Genomic DNA, 16259 nt, shown 5'->3' with positions numbered 1-16259 from the left:
TCCTTAGCGTCAAACTTATGCGGTTTGAAATTGAGAGAGGGTTGTGTTTAGATTGCCAGATAAGCGGGCTAGATGTTCTGCGGCTGAGGCAATTTCTTCAACACTTCTTGCATTAGAACTTGAGAGATTATTAATCGTTTCAATTTTTTGAATAATAATGGTTTGAATGCGCTCCATATTTTGCTTTGATTTTATGGAAACACGCTCTGTGGCACTCACGCTTTGGCTTAGCAAAGATACGGCATCTTTTGTTTGGGAATTGACATTGCTCGAAAAGGTGCTGAGTGTTTGAATACGTTTTGTATTTTGATTCATTTCACCGCTAATATCGCCGATGGATTGAACAATCACATTAATGGTTGCATTGGTTTCAATCAGGCTTTTTTGTGTTCGCTCCGCAAGTTTTCGTACTTCATCGGCAACCACCGCAAATCCTCGCCCATGCTCACCTGCCCGTGCTGCTTCAATAGCAGCGTTCAAGGCTAATAGATTGGTTTGATCCGCAATATCGCCAATAACATCTAAAACGCTTTTGACCTGTTCTGCATCTTGGGAGAGTTGATTGAGTTTCTCGTTGATTTGCGCTTCAACGTGTACGGTATCTTCTAGGTGACTTAGGGTTTCTTGCAGAATGGATTGGGCTTTGAGTAAGCTATTTTGTGCGGTGGTGGTCACTTCTTTGACCGTTTGGACATCATCATTAGTTTGAGCAATTTCAGAAGAGATATTTTGCGCTTCACGAGATGTCTCATTGACAATGGACGCTTCCTCTTCTGCCCGCTTACCAATTTGTAAACTGGTACTGGAAAGCTCTTCTGCTACAGAAGCATTTTCATGTGCATTGTGTTTTGCTTCTATCATAGCACCTTTAATATCTTCTAAAAGGAGGTTTTGCATCTGTGCGATGTCATTCATCTCATCTTTAGTCCCTGTTTCTACTTTTACATGTAAAGCTTTCGTGTTACGTATGTGTTCGATACCATCTTTGGTTTTTGAAATAGAGTGATTGATGGAGCGAATAATAATCAAGCAAAGTCCTAAGGCGATGAGTGAAACAAACACTAAAATAATCTCAGCAAAGAGTTTGTTGCTGTCTAAACGGGCAAAATTACTTTCTCGAACAGCGTTTTCAAGTTGTACGATTTGTTTCTCAATAACCTCAAATAAGAGGGCAGACTCTTTGGTTAGTCGCATTAAGTTTTCATACTCTTTTGGATGTTCTTGTGAAAATGTTGAGGTGTTAATCGTGGCACCATAGGTTTTAAGCAGTTCAATACGGGGTGTATTGATGGCATACCATGCACTCATTTTTTCTTTTAAATCTTTTAAGGTCTTTTGATTTTGGGGCGATTGAAGACTGGATTGAAGTAATTCTATATTGACTAATGTCTCATTATAATGGGACTCAATTCCTTGAATATGCTCTTTTTTACCTAAAAGCTGAAAACCACGTAGTTCCATCATACATGCAAACAGGTGTGATTGAACTTTTCCAATTTGTGAAAGTCTCAGGGCTGCCATTTTACCATCATCATTTGACTTGATCAGTGAGTACCCTAATGCCGTAAATCCCATGATTAAAACAACAAGCAATAAAATCAATTTCCTCTTTATGGTTGCAAACATCCTCTTTCCTTTTGTCTGTAAATTTTGCGTTATTTCCTATTTTTTAGAAAATATGTTTTCATTCTATGGCTAAAAGGATAAATATTTGCTTATTTATGTAAAAAAAAGATAAATGGTTGTTAATTTGATTTATAGTTGGTTTTGTGTACATTTTTTCTATGAAACTAACCCAACAAGATATGGCCCGCATACTCGGTATCACCCCAATGACCCTTCGCAATTGGCGCAAGGAAAAACCCAATTTGTATAAAATTATCATGCAAGGTTTTGCCTTCGATGAAGCAATAGAAGAAGCAAAAAAGAACTATGAAAAGCTAGAGACTTTAAGGGAATGCGTGGTTAAAAAGTAGCTTTACATGTCCTGCTCATACGGAACTAAAAATGCTTTTGCCTTTACATGTAAAAAGGGGCAGAGATGCGAAGCACTGGAAATTATGTCAACATTCAGGTAGAAAATTTTTATTTTAACGGATGTTCGAGGTGTGAGGGGGCGTGTTGTAATGGCGCCAAAGGCTTTGTGGCATCGCCACTGATTTTAGAAGATTTTGCACAGGTTTACACCCATTTTCCCATCTTATTTGGCATCGACAATGAGCGTTTAATGGCATACGTGCTTTTAAACGATGGAAAGGGGCATTGCAGGTATTATGAAAACCATCAGTGTAGTATTTACGAGCACCGCACCCCTGCGTGTAAGCTTTATCCCATTACGCCTTATTTTGAGCATATTTTGGTGGATACGGATTGTCCTGGCATTAGCACACATACAGGCAAGAGTCTGTGTTTCAACGGGGTTTTACAGAGCGATTTTTACACGAAGCGTTTGGAACATTTTGCGCAAAAACGAGAGGAGAGTCTTGCGTTTTACGCTAAGCTCTATAAACCTGAGCATTTTCAATTTGTAGGCGATGTCTCAGGCTTGAAGCTTTTTATCTATGCTAAACAAAGTGACTCACCTTACATTAAAATGCATTTAGATTCCCTCAAATACTTCTGGGATTATTTTGGTATTAAACCCATTAAAGAAATTAGAGCCGTTTCGTAAGTTAGACGCATTTTTGCAAAAGAGCGTTTAGGGCATCTGCAAACGCTCTTTTTTCCTTCTCTCCAATGGCACTTGGTCCTCCTGTGATTTCTCCACCGTCACGAAGTTCTTGCATCAAATTTCGCATGGCAAGTAAACCTTTAATGTTCTCAGGTGTGTAGAGTGTGCCACGTGGGTCTAGCCCAATGGCTCCCTTGCTTACAATTCTATCGGCTAAGGGAATATCAGCGGTAATGACAATATCTTTTGCATTACATGTAAAGGCGATGAGGTGGTCGGCTTCGTCCACGCCTTGTGGGGCAATTTCCATGCTAATAAACGCTACATCAGGGATAGAAATCTTTTTGTTGGCGATAAAGCGTGTGCGAATGCCTCGCTTTAGTACAAAGCGAAGCAAAATGTCTTTGAGCACATTGGGAAAGGCATCGGCATCAACAAAGATGGTCATCGCTTTTTTTCTCTTCTTTTTTCAACGTATTCACGAGGTGCATTATCACGGCGTTTGGGTTGTCCCTGAGGTTTAGCGCCTCTTCCTTGCTGAATGGGCACGGCTTTAATGCTAGGGTCTGGCTCAAAGCCTTCAATAATTTCATGCTCAAACGAGCGTTTAATGAGCTTTTCAATCCCTTTTAAATACTCAAATTCATCGACACACACGAGGGAAATGGCTTCACCATTGTTACCAGCCCGTCCTGTTCGTCCAATGCGGTGCACGTAATCTTCAGCAATGTTGGGCAGTTCTAAATTCACAACATGAGGCAATTGGTCAATGTCCAGTCCTCGTGCGGCAATATCGGTTGCGACCAGCACTTTAATGCTGCCACCTTTAAAATCAGCCAAGGCTTTGGTACGAGCACCTTGACTTTTATTGCCATGAATTGCCGATGAGCTAATGCCTATTTTGTTGAGGTATTCAGAGACTTTATTGGCATGGTGTTTGGTGCGAGTAAACACCAGTACTTGTTCCCATTTTTGTTCTTGAATCAGTTTGCCTAAAAGAGCTGTTTTTCGCTTACAATCCACAATGATGACACGCTGATTGACCAGTTCACTTGAGGTGTTACGGCGTGCTACTTCCACCACGGCTGGATTTTTTAAAATGGACTCACAGAGCTTTTTTATCTCATCCGAATAGGTAGCCGAAAAAAGAAGGTTTTGACGTTTAGAGGGAAGCAGGGCAATGACTTTGCGAATGTCTTTGATAAAGCCCATATCAAGCATTCTATCTGCTTCATCCAGTACAAAGGTATCAATCTCTTTGAGGTTAATGGTTCCTTGTGAGACGTGGTCAAGTAAACGACCAGGGGTTGCCACCAAAATATCCACACCATTTTTTAGCGTTTGAATTTGCGGATGAATGCCCACGCCTCCAAAAATAACCGCACTTTTAAACGGTAAATACTTCCCGTACGTTTGCACACTCTCGCCCACTTGTGCGGCCAGTTCTCGTGTAGGGGTTAAGATGAGCACCCGAAGAGCAGGTTTGGCTTTATTACGTGGTTTAGCCGATAGAAGTTCTAAAATTGGCAAGGTAAAACCAGCAGTTTTTCCTGTACCTGTTTGGGCACCTGCTAGCATATCACGCCCCTGTAAAATGAAGGGAATGGCTTTTTCTTGCACAGGTGTTGGGGTCGTGTAGCCTTCTTCTTGCACGGCTTTTAACAAAGAGGCGTTAAGGTTTAAATCTGAAAATAACATAAAATAAGGGTTTCCTTTAAGGGTATTTCGTCACAGAAAAAGAGCAAAAGTGTTTTACATGTAAAAACATTTTGAGTTAAAACTGCAGGGGTAAAAATAAGGCTTAGCACCAAGCTAAGCCTTAAAAACTAGAGTAACATACCTCGAATCATAAAATAAAAAATTGCAGATAACAAAGCAGAAGCAGGAACAGTAATGAGCCATGCGGCCAAAATCATTTTAAGGGCAGAGCGTTTCACCAGTTCGTGTTTACGCACCGCTTTAAGCGCTTTTTTCTCAATTTTACTCAGCTCCAACTCCCCTTCATAAATATTTTTTATAATAGCTTTTTCATCATTAATTTTCCCCATAAGTGTTTTTACCAAAAGAGGGTCGACACTTTTGAGTTTTCCGAGCGATTCTAAAGCATGTTTGTACTCTTCGAGTTTATTCATCTCTTCATCAAGTTTACGTTGTTTAAAATCTTCTTCGGTTTCTCTGACACGGTTTTTCATCAAATATTCACGTAAAAAACCCACCCCAAAAACCGCACCCACTGCAATGTGTGTGGAACTTACAGGTAATCCTAATTGTGAGGCAATAATGACGGTCAGTGCCGCAGAAATGGCAACACAAAAGGCACGAATTTGGTCAAGTTCAGTAATCTCACTGCCCACGGTTTTAATCAGTTTAGGGCCATACAATGATAATCCCACCACGATACCGCCAGCACCTACCAACATGACCCACACGGGAATACCTGCTTTTGTGGAGATTCCTCCTGTAAAGAGCGCATCGTAAATGGCGGCTAAGGGACCAATGGCATTTGCGACATCGTTTGCACCGTGTGCGAAGCTAAGAAGGGCTGCTGAGAAGATAAGCGGAATATTAAAAAATTGATTAATCGACGCACGAGTGTTTTCAAGCGATTCACTACGGTGCAAGGATGCTTTTACGAGGAAATAGGTGGCAATGGCTAAAATAAAGCTAATGCCAGCGGCATTGAGAAAATTCATATGAATAAGCTGTTTAGCCCCTTTAAGAATGATGTATGTTCCAAAAGACCACGTCATAATGGCAATCATCCATGGGATAACTCTTTTGGCAGCTTCTTGCATATCCTCTTGATAAATAACACTTTTTTTAATAAACATCAAAAAACCAGCAGCAACAACGCCTCCTAAAAACGGAGAGAGTACCCAGCTAAAAACGATTTCTCCTAGCTTTGGCCACTGTACCACATCAAAACCAGCCGATGCCATACCCGCCCCTGCAATGCTTCCTACAATGGCATGCGTGGTTGAAACAGGTGCGCCAAAGGCCGTGGCAAGGTTTAGCCAAACCGCCCCTGCCAGCAAGGATGCCATCATCAACCAAATAAACGCATTGGTGTCATTGAGCATTTTGGTATCAATAATGCCATTTTTAATGGTACTGACAACATTCCCGCCTGCAATGAGTGCACCTGCTGCTTCAAAAATTGCCGCAATAATCACCGCCCCAAAAATAGTCACAGCTTGTGCCCCAACCGTAGGTCCTACGTTGTTAGCAACGTCATTTGCGCCAATATTGATTGCCATGTAGCCGCCAAAAATCGCCGCAATAATTAAAATATTTTTATTGGGAATTTCACTAGAGAGGGTTGAGACATACCAAATAACAAGGAGGACAAAAATAACACACCCAACAAGCTTCATAAAGTCATTGATACCAAAGCCCTTAACATTTCTCACATCTTTGATGGATTGAATCTCCATACAATTCCTTTGTTTGTAATCACACTGTAATTCTTTTATTGTAAGGAGAAAATGTAGTATAAGTTCACTTTAAATCTACTAAATAAGGTTCCTTATGTGTTGTTTGAGTTCCACTAAAAGCCTGTTTTGAAGAAGGGTAATGTAGGTTTTTAGCTTGGATTTCATAAAAGAATTGGGTTGGAGAGAGAGCACAATGGTCTCATTCACGATGTTTAAAATGTTTGCTTTTGCGTTAAGCGGTGTTAAAAATCCTTTACTCGTAGGCAGTTGAAAGGCAATTTCAAACTCTTGATCCAGCCATCCTTTTTGGAGGAGTTTTTCAATGTCTGGCATCTTTACATGTAAAACAACTGAACTTTCTGAAATATTAGCAATCACGCCATCAAAACATTTAATTTTTTGGTAAGAGAGAATCGCATTGATATTTTTATGCGGCAAAAGACGAATATCCGTACGATCCAGTGCAGAGTATTCTAAAAGCTCCAAACGGTTTAACACCAACAAGGATTTTTGAGGGTCCACTTTAATGATTTTTGCCTTAATGACATAGGGGATTTTATCGTGTTGGATGATCGTAAAACTCTCTTTTTCATAAAAAGAAATTCGAGGTGATGCCACTTTGAGTTGTGCCACACCTCCTTCAAATTTTGCCATAATTGCTTCTTCTTGAAGGGGCATACCTTTGTAGAGATTGTGCAAGGTGACTTTATTTTCCTTGCGAAAAATGGTGTTGAGCAAAAGCGTGAGATTGGCATTTTCATGCAAGTCAAAATCAATCGTTCCAAAAAAGATTTTTTTACGAAGGCTGAGTCTTGAGAGCGTATAGTAACGCTCCAGACGGTTTAAAAGAACGTGATAGGTGTCGCTAGCATCAAACAGGGTGAGTCCTATGCTTCTAAGCTCGTGTTTAAACTCGAGTCTAATGGTGTGTTCGAGGTTTTTTAGACGTTTTTTGGCTTCGTGCAAGTTGGTATGGCGAAAGAGAATAATGAAGGTATCTTCCTTGTATTGAAGCACAGGGGCAAAATGGATAAGGTTTTGCATAAACGTCATAATATTTTTAAAGAAAAAGCCGTCTTCCAAATCGACTTCAAAGTCAAATTGAGCAAGGCACAAAGGCGTTTGCATCTCTTTTGCTTCTTGCATATACGCTTCAATAATGCCTTTGTTTAAGTACGTATTAATCAATTCGTAGCGACTTTTATGCATGGGCTAACTCTTTTTAAATGGAATTAAGTGCGTGATTAAAATCGGCAATAATATCATCAATATGTTCAATTCCCACACTGACCCGAATTAAATCAGGTGTAACACCTGCTTGACGTTGCTCTTCTTCGCTTAATTGTCGATGGGTCATACTTGCAGGATGCAACACACCTGTGCGTACGTCTGCAACATGTACCACAATCGCAGCCAGTTTGAGGGCATTCATCACTTTTTCACCCTCTGCACGTCCTCCTTTAACACCAAAACTCAGCACACCACTTGCGCCTTTGAGGTATTTGAGCATTAAATTGTAATCTTTATGGGTGCTAAGGGCAGGGTAATTGACCCATGCAACATTGGGATGTGCGCTTAAAAATTGTGCTAAATTGTAGGCATTTTCACAGTGTCTGTCCATTCTTACATGTAAAGTCTCCATGCCCACATTGGTCAAAAACGCATTCATGGGTGTGAGGTACGAGCCAATGTCACGAATCCACTGCACTCTGGCTTTAATGATGTATGCCATGTTACCAAATTTCTCCGTGTAGACAATGCCATGATAGCTCTTATCAGGTTCTGTAAATTCAGGGAATTTGCCATTACTCCAATCAAAATTTCCGCCATCCACAATCACACCACCGACGCTAATGGCATGCCCATCAAGGTATTTGGTCGCAGAGTGAATGACAATGTTGGCACCGTGTTCTAAAGGACGGCATAAGTAAGGTGTTGCAAAGGTGTTATCGACAATAAAAGGAACGCCCATTTCACGAGCCAATGCGCCAAATTTTTCAAAATCTAAAACATCCAGTTTTGGATTGGCAATGGTTTCGCCAAAAAGCGCTTTGGTGTTGGGTTTAAAATAGCGCTTAAGCTCTTCTTTGGAGAGGCTTGCATCCACTAAGCTCACCTCAATGCCCATTTTTTTAAGCGTATTGGTGAACAAAGAGACGGTTCCACCATAAATGGCGCCAATGGCTATAAAATGGTCTCCGCTAGAGCAGATATTGGCAATGGCAATAGTGGAAGCGTTTTGCCCTGAAGAGGTCACCAAAGCTCCCACACCGCCCTCGAGTGCGGCAATTTTAGCTTCCAGTGCTTCACACGTTGGATTGGAGATGCGTGAGTACATATGCCCAGAAGCTTCCAAATCAAAAAGCATCGCAACTTCATTGACATTATCATATTTGTATGTGGTACTTTGATAGATGGGTAAAACACGAGGTTCACCGTTTTTAGGTTCCCATCCGCATTGAATGGTTTTGGTTTCTATTTCCCAAGAGTTTTGCATCATTGTTTCCTTAACGTCTTCATGAGATAAAATCAGATAAAATAAGGGTTTAATTATACTAAAAATATGGAATGAATGATGAAAAAGAGATTTGAAAATGATTTGAAACGTGTGTATGCCCTTTTAGAAGAGCGCCAAAAGCAGTTAGGTGCGTACTTTAGCATTGTGGAGTCTCAAACGTACGATAAAGCGGTTGAAGCCTTTATTGATGCGTTTTTGGAAGAGATTGAGCTCTCTTTGATTCGAGAAAACCGTGTGGCGATTTTAACACGCCTGATTAATTTACGAGACGAGCAGATGGTGCAAGCCTTAGAGAAAGAGGGCAAAGATGCTCTTTTTATTACCGAGGCAAAAGAGAAAGCCTATCTTTGGGTGAGTGATTTTTACCTCAAAGAGCATGAACGTCTTTTAGCACAAATAGAAGTAGAACAACTGCTTTGCCCTTTTTATCGTCGTTTACTTAGAGGCGTGCATGAAGTGGGTGTGGTACTTAGTCTATGGCAAAGTGCGTGGACGGAGCATATTATCAATACCATCAACCCACTTTTAGAGTTAGAGTATGACCACGATGAAGCCAAAATCATGGCGATGTTGCACGAAAAAGGGCTTTTTGATGTGGAGCCCTCAGGCAAAATAGGGGATCGTTCTTACTCAGTTTTAGAGAAGTTGCAAGGAGGCTATGAAGCCAAAGCGTACGCTTTAGCCTTTCCAACACATGTCTTACATGTAAAGAATGTTTTAGAAGCGTTGGTGGAAGATTTGAGTCGTTTGGAAGAGGATAATTTTGGTCAAAAAGAGGCGTATATCGCTTATTTTAATGCTATCAAAGAGGCGTTTGTGGAGGAAGATAGAGCCAAACTCATTGGCAAATGGGCTCAGGTTGATAGGACATGGATGGCGATTACCTCGCCTATTCAAGTGGGACATCCTTTGGAGTATTATGAAGACCACTACAAAAAAGCGGTGGCGCTAGAGTGGGATGTCAGGCTTAGTAATCCTTTGATGAAAGATGCCACGAAAACCCTAGTGCGCATTGAAAAGATGTTTGAGGCGGTGTTTGAAAAGAGTGCTCACACATCCTTACATGTAAAAGAGAATGTGCTCTTAAATCTTAAGCGTGTTCAGCTCTACATCGGGCGTCCTGCACTCTTTTATGCGGCTGAGTTTAACGGGCTTTTTTCCGCTCAAGTCGTACCCAATGATGAAACGGTGACCAAAGAGTGTGGCAAGAAAATTTTTGCCTTTGCCGATAACATTTTAGACTCCTTGCGTGCTAAACCTTTTTTAAAAATTCATCATGAAGTGTTTGGAAAAGCCTTTATGGATGCAGAGCGAGAACTGGTGTTTCACCAACCCTCTTTATGGCATCAGGTTTATGAGGTGAGTACCATTGGGCATGAGTTTGGGCATATTTTATGGATGGATGGCGACACAGAGACCTTTATGAATCAAAGCGGTGTTTTTAAAAACATTGAGGAGTTTAAAGCGACCACAGGTGGATTGGTTGCCTTTTTTATGGACGAAGATGAAGCCTTAAAAGAGCCTTTGTTACGTGATACGCTAAAGCGTGCCGTGGGATTAATTGGGTGGATGAAAACGGGCGAGGTGGAGCCTTATTATTGCGAAGGATTGATTCATTTGCATGGCTTGTTTCAAAGCGGTGTTTTGGACTTTGATGGGAAGAAGCTTAGTATTCATCTGGATGCGTATGACTCTCTTAAAGCATGGTACCTTCAAACTTACAGCGCTTTGGCGGAACAATATCTTTCTAAAAAAGATGCCAAACTCTTCTTAGAGCGCTTTACATGTAAAAAAGAGGGCGTTTATGTGCCAAACGATGCAAGGGTTGCTTCGTTTGTGAATTATTATTGGGCATTGCACCAAAGTATGGGCAGGGAGATTGATGAGAGTGTGAAAAGAGAGGATTGGTTGCTTTGAGTAACATTCCTCTTCTAAATTTACTCTATATGCTCGTACCACTTGGATGTGTGGCACTTCTTTATTTTGTATGGGTAGGGAAGAAGGGTGAGATTCTGTTTGCCACCTTGCGCATGAGTGTGCAACTCATTGCCATAGGCTATGTGTTGGTTTCGTTATTTAGCACAGAATCTACGCTTTATTTGTTTGCTTTAGTCGTGGTGATGGTTGTGAGTGCATCGCTGATTGTCAGGCGTAATATTCGTCATAAAGATTGGAAAACCTATGCAACCATTTTTTTCTCGATTGGCATTGCAGGAAGTTTAAATTTAGCATGGGTGCTGTTTTTGGTGCTTGAGCTTGAAAACCCCCTTGATGCTCGCTTTGTGATTCCTCTAGCGGGGATGATTTATGCCAATGCGATGAATGCCATCTCTTTGTGTGCGGAGCGTTATGAAAAGGAAAAAGAGCATCATGAGATGGAAAAAGCACGTTCTATTGCGCTGAAAGCCTCGATGATGCCACAGATTAATACCTTCTTAGCGGTCGGTTTTGTCTCTTTACCTGGGATGATGACAGGGCAGATTCTCTCTGGCATTGACCCACTCATTGCGGTGCGGTATCAAATTGTGGTGATGGCAATGATGCTTAGTAGTGGGGCGATGAGTAATTTTATCTATATGTATTTTTCAGTGAGAAGGGCATAGTGTGTTGTGGAGCATTTCACGCATGGCTCACAATTTTAGCGTATCATACGACACATAATGCAAGCGGAGGTAGTGATGTTGCGTCTTCTTTTAATGGGGTTGCTTTTGTTTTTAACAGGGTGTGCGCCTCGGTATGTGATTCAAAATGAGTATATCACAAGCGCTTCTGCTTCGTTTGCGCCTTGTGTTGAACGCTGTAGCGTGAGTCAACAAACGTGTCAAACGCAGTGCCAACAACGCTATCAGCTCTGTTTGGATGAGGCATATGCCAAAGCAAAAGCGGTGGAGCAAGAGGAGCTAAAAGCGTATGAGCATGAGTATGGGCGCTACCGTATGGATTTTTCCTTTTTTCAAAGCGATATGTACCGTTGGCGAAGAGATTTTGATGATGTGAGTCGAGATTTTAATTATTTCCAAAAACGATGCACCAAAGATAAAGAGGTCAGTGCCTGTCAAAAACGTGATGAATTGCGTCGTTATCTAAATCGCCTGAACTATGAGAGACCCCGTGAGCCTCGTATGCCAATGCGTCCTAGTTTTGAGCAAATCCTTCTCAATCAACAAACATTTTGTAGCACAGATTGTGGGTGTGAACAAGCGTATGATGGCTGTTTTACGGCGTGTGGTGGTCGTGTTATCCCGCATAAAATTTGCATAGAGTATTGCGACTAAGGTCTTTACATGTAATGATTTAGTAATCGCTTCTAGGTACTATTCTTCTATTTCCCCACCCAGGAGCGTTACGCAATGTTAAATGAAAAATGGCAAAAACTTGTCGATGTGGCAGATTTTGCTTTTCAGCCAATTGTCAACATTTACACAGGTAAACTCTATGCCGTTGAAGCCTTGATTCGCAATTATGAAGGTGCTGGTTTTGTAACGATTGATGCAATTTTTGACACAGCATACAGCGAAAAAGTGCTTTATATGATTGATGTGCTCTTACGTGAAAAAGCCATTCATAAATTTTCTCTTCTTCCTTTTTCAAAACACATTAAACTCTTCTATAATTTGGATAATCGCATTACCATGATGCCCGATTTTAAGCCAGGGTATACGTGTGAATTATTGAACAGTTATGGTATGGACACCTCAAATATCTGTTTTGAGCTCTCTGAAAAACATCAAGTGGGTATGTATGCAGGGGTTGATAAATTGGTACTGAACCTCTACAAACAACAAGGCTATAAAATGGCAATTGATGATTTTGGGGTTGGCTTCTCAGGGCTTCAAATGCTTTTTAATGCTGATCCTAATTTTATTAAAATTGACCGTTTTTTTGTGTGTGATATTCATCTAAGTAAAAAGAAGCGTCTTTTTGTAAGCTCTATTGTTCAAATTGCACAGGTGATGGGTATTTTTACCATTGCTGAGGGAGTGGAGTGTGAAGAGGAGTATTTGGAGTGCAAGAAGCTAGGGTGTAACATGGTTCAGGGTTATTTTGTGCAAAAGCCAACCCAAAATGTGTGTGAAATTTTATCCTCGTATGAGCATCTCAAAACCGTCTCTCTCAACGATAAACGCAAAGGGACAAAAAATTCGGATATTGTGAAATATTTACAAAAGAATCATCCTGTGTTTATTGACTCAAGCATTAATGAGGTGTATGAGATGTTACGTGCGGATAAAACGGTGCATTTTGTGCCTGTTTTGGAGCGTGATTATACCCCCATTGGCGTCATTAAAGATACGGATATTAAGACCTATATTTACTCTAATTATGGAAAAGCCTTGCTGTATAATTTAACAAAAGGGAGTCTTAAAACCATTGTCTCTTCGTGTGGTAGAGCAGACATTAATGACCCCATTGAGAAAATTTTGAAAATTTATGGCTTTGATGATGAAAACGATGCGATTTTGATTACGGAAAATGAAAAATATGTGGGTTATTTGAGTTCCAGAGTACTTTTAGAGATGGTTAATGAGAAAAATATTGTCGATGCAAAAGACCAAAATCCTTTAACAGGGCTCTCTGGCAATCGTATTATCAATGAATTTGTCTCAACCGCCATGGAATCAAAAGATAAAGTCTTGATGGCGTATTTTGATTTTGACAATTTTAAGCCTTTTAATGATTATTACGGTTTTCGTAAGGGAGATCGTGCCATTACGTTGTTTGCGGATATTTTACGCAGTGCTGTGGGTTTAGAAGAGTGCTTAGTGGGGCATGTGGGAGGCGATGATTTTTTCTTAGGCTGGAGTTTAAAAGAAGAGCACAATTTTGAGAGAGTCTATGGCATTGTGCAAGAGATTGTTCTAAAATTTGCAGAAGATATTAAAAGTTTTTATTGTGAAAATGGGCTCTCATCGGGGTATATCTTAGCAAAAAATCGTGATGGAATGCTTCAATCATTCCCCTTAATGACGGTCAGTGCAGCTGTGATTTGTCATGGCTTTGGGTATCAGCATGATTTAGACGATAATGAGCTTAATGAAATTTTTGGGCGCTTAAAAAAGAGTGCAAAACATGCACCCACCCATATTGCGTGTGTGGATTTAGGGGTTATCAAACCAGCGTAAATTTTTTATATGATAGAATAAACTTTTCGCAGCAAGGAGTACCTGATGCAAGAAGAGAAAAACTATCGTGTTTTAAACATAAGCCTTGAAGAGAGACTCAAAGAGGTTTTATTTGACCAAGATTTTGCTATTGAGATGCTCTGTAAAACATTAGGGCATATGCGCCTGTTTCACTCAAAAATCAGAGCCCTTTTGACCTTTATTGGTCCTCCCAACTGTGGGAAGCGTTATTTGGCAGAATTACTTCCTCATGAAGACAGTGCCATAGAACATTTTTACGCTTTTCAGATGGATCAGTACACGGAGGCATACAATCCTGAAGAGGGATTGTCCTTGAGTCTTTTTAATACGATTGTTGATTGTGTTCGTAAATACCCACGTTCGGTTTTATTTTTTGAAGACATCGACAAAGCCGATACACAAGTACAACTTGCGTTATACACGCTTTTTTCAGATGTTAAAGAAGCCCCTGTTGATTTTTCTCACGTAGTGGTTGTCATGAGTACCACTCGTTTAAGTGGTTTACTAAAACGTCAAGATTTGCAAACACTCTTTGTCCATGACCCTTTGCAGGCGCATACCTTTTTAATGGAGCGTTTGGCACAAGAAGAGATAAGTTTTAATGGCAATAAACAGCGGGTTTTTAATGCCAAACTCCTCTCTTTATTGAATGAGGGCTCTTTAATCCCATTTAATCCTTTAAGTTTAACCGCACTGATTAAAATTGGCGCACACAGTTTGCATACCCTCTCATACCAGTTTAACCAAACAAGTGGTGTGCAAATGGAGTATAAAAATATTGATACCTTTATTGCTTTGCTCACACTCTCTTTAGCGCCCTATTTAAACGCACGCTACATTCAAACCAAGCTTCCAGAAACTTTTTTTAATGGGGTTTATGCCCTTTTGAAAGAACACCCAAAGGTAACGTATATTACTTACAATGTCTCTTTAAATGCCAAAACCTTTGTACGGGATGCTTTAAAAAATCAACCTCTTTTGCTCAAAAAAATTGGTAAACAGCATTGGCGTATTAGCCTCGAGTGGTCTTTACATGTAAAAGGAAATAAAGCGAACTACACGCTTAAAAATGCTCATTATACTAAGGAGCAGTTACATGTAAGCACACAAGATGCTTTGTGTGTTTCTGAAGTAACGTTTCATGATATTGCAGGGCAAGAACGGGTTAAAGAGGAGTTGCGTGAGGTGCTTAGCCTTTTAAAAGAGCCTGAGCGCTTAAAACACTTTTCTATGGTGCCCCCTAAGGGAATGATTTTGTACGGTGCTTCGGGTATGGGAAAAAAACTTCTAGCCCGTGCTTTTGCGCATGAAGCCGACATGCCCTACATTGTCTTACGTGATGCGGATTTGTTTGATGGGGTAAAAATTCATAAAGCGTATGCTCAAGCTTACAGTGGTGCACCTGCAATTGTCATTTTAGAAGACATTGATGTGCAAGGCATTACGGGTGGGGTGATTGCTACCATGAATGTTGCGCCTGTTATTGAAGAGCTTGATGCGTTGACACAAAGTTTTGAAACCCCTTTGTTTACCATCGTTACCCTTGCTCAAAAAAATGATATTCCTGATGCGTTAATTAAAACGGGGCGTTTGGATATTTGCATTGAGGTGCCAAAACTTGACATGCAAGCGAGACGCTTTTTTATTGAAGAGATTTTAAAAATGCCCCACGATGAAGCCATTGATGTGGAAAGGGTGGTGCGGTATATTTCAGGTATGGGAGGAGATGCACTCAAACGCATTGGACAAGAAGCAGCACTTTTTGCCGCACGCAAGGGTCTTAAAGAGATTACAGAGGAGATGCTCTTAGAGCAGATAAACGTCATTAAGTATGGCGCAAAATTGGAAAATAAACAGATTCGAGACATCGAAACTTCCATGGCAAAAACAGCCTACCATGAAGCGGGGCATGCGGTACTTTCGTATGTGCTCACACCTACGATTAAAATCGAACAAGTAACCGTGGCACCTCGCAGTGATGCTTTGGGGTTTGTCTCCTATCATCACGATGATTATATTGATGCGATTTCAAAAAAAGAGCTTTTTTCGAATATGTGCATTTTATTAGCAGGGCGTATTGCGAAAATGGAACGCTTTGGACAAGCAGGCATGGAGAGTGGAGCGATGAATGACCTTGAAGTGGCAACCATGCAAGCGTACGCTGCCATTGCGCTTTTTGGCATGGATGAGGAGTTGGGTTACATTAATGTCAGTGGCATTGAATCCGAGTATGATAAAGAGTTGCTTTCGAAAAAAATTGAAGAGCGCCTTTTAGTCTGGATGAAAGCCGCACAAACACAAACCGAAAAAGAGGTCAAACGCTTGTGGCCTGCCATTGAAGCGGTAGCTCTTGCACTACTGCAAAAAGAGATGATTGATGGGATAGAGCTTAAAAATATTATTGAAAGTACGTTGATGGATGAAATAAAAAAGAGGAAAAAATAAGATAAGAAGTTTGGTGGTGGAGACTCTACCGACAAAACAGCTATAAA

The 16259-nt window shown here is 40.7% G+C and carries 12 protein-coding genes; 6 read left to right on the top strand and 6 right to left on the bottom strand.

The window, feature by feature from the left end:
- Nucleotides 1-15 precede the first annotated feature (15 nt).
- The gene (locus SULBA_RS09645) at nucleotides 16-1626 is read right to left on the bottom strand and encodes a methyl-accepting chemotaxis protein (RefSeq protein ID WP_014770105.1); all 1611 of its coding nucleotides are present in this window, start codon (nucleotides 1624-1626) and stop codon (nucleotides 16-18) included.
- A gap of 415 nt (nucleotides 1627-2041) precedes the next feature.
- Here SULBA_RS09645 and SULBA_RS09635 point away from each other — a divergent pair, with 415 nt between their 5' ends.
- Entirely contained in the window at nucleotides 2042-2671 is a 630-nt protein-coding gene (locus SULBA_RS09635) for a YkgJ family cysteine cluster protein (RefSeq protein WP_014770103.1), read from the top strand.
- A 1-nt stretch (nucleotide 2672) separates the two neighbouring features.
- On the opposite strand, the gene SULBA_RS09630 is transcribed toward SULBA_RS09635, so the two are convergent.
- The 5 genes from SULBA_RS09630 to SULBA_RS09610 form a co-directional block, all read right to left on the bottom strand.
- On the bottom strand, nucleotides 2673-3119 hold the full coding sequence (locus SULBA_RS09630; RefSeq protein ID WP_014770102.1) for a YaiI/YqxD family protein: 447 nt from the start codon (nucleotides 3117-3119) through the stop codon (nucleotides 2673-2675).
- A complete protein-coding gene (locus SULBA_RS09625) occupies nucleotides 3116-4369 on the bottom strand; it encodes a DEAD/DEAH box helicase (RefSeq protein ID WP_014770101.1) in 1254 nt (417 codons plus the stop codon). The genes SULBA_RS09630 and SULBA_RS09625 overlap by 4 nt, the downstream gene beginning before the upstream one ends.
- Before the next feature lie 128 nt (nucleotides 4370-4497).
- A complete protein-coding gene (locus tag SULBA_RS09620) occupies nucleotides 4498-6105 on the bottom strand; it encodes an inorganic phosphate transporter (RefSeq protein ID WP_014770100.1) in 1608 nt (535 codons plus the stop codon).
- 78 nt (nucleotides 6106-6183) lie between these two features.
- A complete protein-coding gene (locus SULBA_RS09615) occupies nucleotides 6184-7314 on the bottom strand; it encodes a hypothetical protein (RefSeq protein WP_014770099.1) in 1131 nt (376 codons plus the stop codon).
- 13 nt (nucleotides 7315-7327) lie between these two features.
- Nucleotides 7328-8602, bottom strand: a complete 1275-nt coding sequence (locus SULBA_RS09610; RefSeq protein ID WP_014770098.1) for an O-acetylhomoserine aminocarboxypropyltransferase/cysteine synthase family protein — start codon at nucleotides 8600-8602, stop codon at nucleotides 7328-7330.
- A gap of 78 nt (nucleotides 8603-8680) precedes the next feature.
- On the opposite strand from SULBA_RS09610, the gene ciaB reads away from it, so the two are divergent.
- From ciaB to SULBA_RS09585, 5 genes are all read left to right on the top strand, one after another.
- The gene (gene ciaB, locus SULBA_RS09605; RefSeq protein ID WP_014770097.1) at nucleotides 8681-10540 is read left to right on the top strand and encodes an invasion protein CiaB; all 1860 of its coding nucleotides are present in this window, start codon (nucleotides 8681-8683) and stop codon (nucleotides 10538-10540) included.
- Complete coding sequence (locus SULBA_RS09600; protein WP_014770096.1) at nucleotides 10537-11226, top strand: ABC transporter permease; 690 nt, start codon at nucleotides 10537-10539, stop codon at nucleotides 11224-11226. The genes ciaB and SULBA_RS09600 overlap by 4 nt, the downstream gene beginning before the upstream one ends.
- 75 nt (nucleotides 11227-11301) lie before the next feature.
- The gene (locus SULBA_RS09595) at nucleotides 11302-11898 is read left to right on the top strand and encodes a hypothetical protein (RefSeq protein ID WP_014770095.1); all 597 of its coding nucleotides are present in this window, start codon (nucleotides 11302-11304) and stop codon (nucleotides 11896-11898) included.
- A gap of 75 nt (nucleotides 11899-11973) precedes the next feature.
- A complete protein-coding gene (locus SULBA_RS09590; RefSeq protein WP_014770094.1) occupies nucleotides 11974-13746 on the top strand; it encodes a GGDEF domain-containing protein in 1773 nt (590 codons plus the stop codon).
- A 45-nt stretch (nucleotides 13747-13791) separates the two neighbouring features.
- Nucleotides 13792-16212, top strand: coding sequence for an AAA family ATPase (locus SULBA_RS09585; protein ID WP_014770093.1), 2421 nt, complete (start codon nucleotides 13792-13794; stop codon nucleotides 16210-16212).
- The last annotated feature ends 47 nt before the right edge of the window (nucleotides 16213-16259 follow it).

This window comes from Sulfurospirillum barnesii SES-3 (genome assembly GCF_000265295.1).
Lineage (GTDB): Bacteria > Campylobacterota > Campylobacteria > Campylobacterales > Sulfurospirillaceae > Sulfurospirillum > Sulfurospirillum barnesii.
This window is presented reverse-complemented; position numbering and strand designations above follow the sequence as displayed.

What these genes read in the sequence shown, in the direction of transcription:
- ciaB (WP_014770097.1), top strand. Translation starts at nt 8,681, where the DNA reads ATGAAAAAGAGATTTGAAAATGATTTGAAACGTGTGTATGCCCTTTTA.
- SULBA_RS09630 (WP_014770102.1), bottom strand. Translation starts at nt 3,119, where the DNA reads ATGACCATCTTTGTTGATGCCGATGCCTTTCCCAATGTGCTCAAAGAC.
- SULBA_RS09610 (WP_014770098.1), bottom strand. Translation starts at nt 8,602, where the DNA reads ATGCAAAACTCTTGGGAAATAGAAACCAAAACCATTCAATGCGGATGG.
- SULBA_RS09620 (WP_014770100.1), bottom strand. Translation starts at nt 6,105, where the DNA reads ATGGAGATTCAATCCATCAAAGATGTGAGAAATGTTAAGGGCTTTGGT.
- SULBA_RS09645 (WP_014770105.1), bottom strand. Translation starts at nt 1,626, where the DNA reads ATGTTTGCAACCATAAAGAGGAAATTGATTTTATTGCTTGTTGTTTTA.
- SULBA_RS09635 (WP_014770103.1), top strand. Translation starts at nt 2,042, where the DNA reads ATGCGAAGCACTGGAAATTATGTCAACATTCAGGTAGAAAATTTTTAT.
- SULBA_RS09615 (WP_014770099.1), bottom strand. Translation starts at nt 7,314, where the DNA reads ATGCATAAAAGTCGCTACGAATTGATTAATACGTACTTAAACAAAGGC.
- SULBA_RS09585 (WP_014770093.1), top strand. Translation starts at nt 13,792, where the DNA reads ATGCAAGAAGAGAAAAACTATCGTGTTTTAAACATAAGCCTTGAAGAG.
- SULBA_RS09595 (WP_014770095.1), top strand. Translation starts at nt 11,302, where the DNA reads ATGTTGCGTCTTCTTTTAATGGGGTTGCTTTTGTTTTTAACAGGGTGT.
- SULBA_RS09625 (WP_014770101.1), bottom strand. Translation starts at nt 4,369, where the DNA reads ATGTTATTTTCAGATTTAAACCTTAACGCCTCTTTGTTAAAAGCCGTG.
- SULBA_RS09590 (WP_014770094.1), top strand. Translation starts at nt 11,974, where the DNA reads ATGTTAAATGAAAAATGGCAAAAACTTGTCGATGTGGCAGATTTTGCT.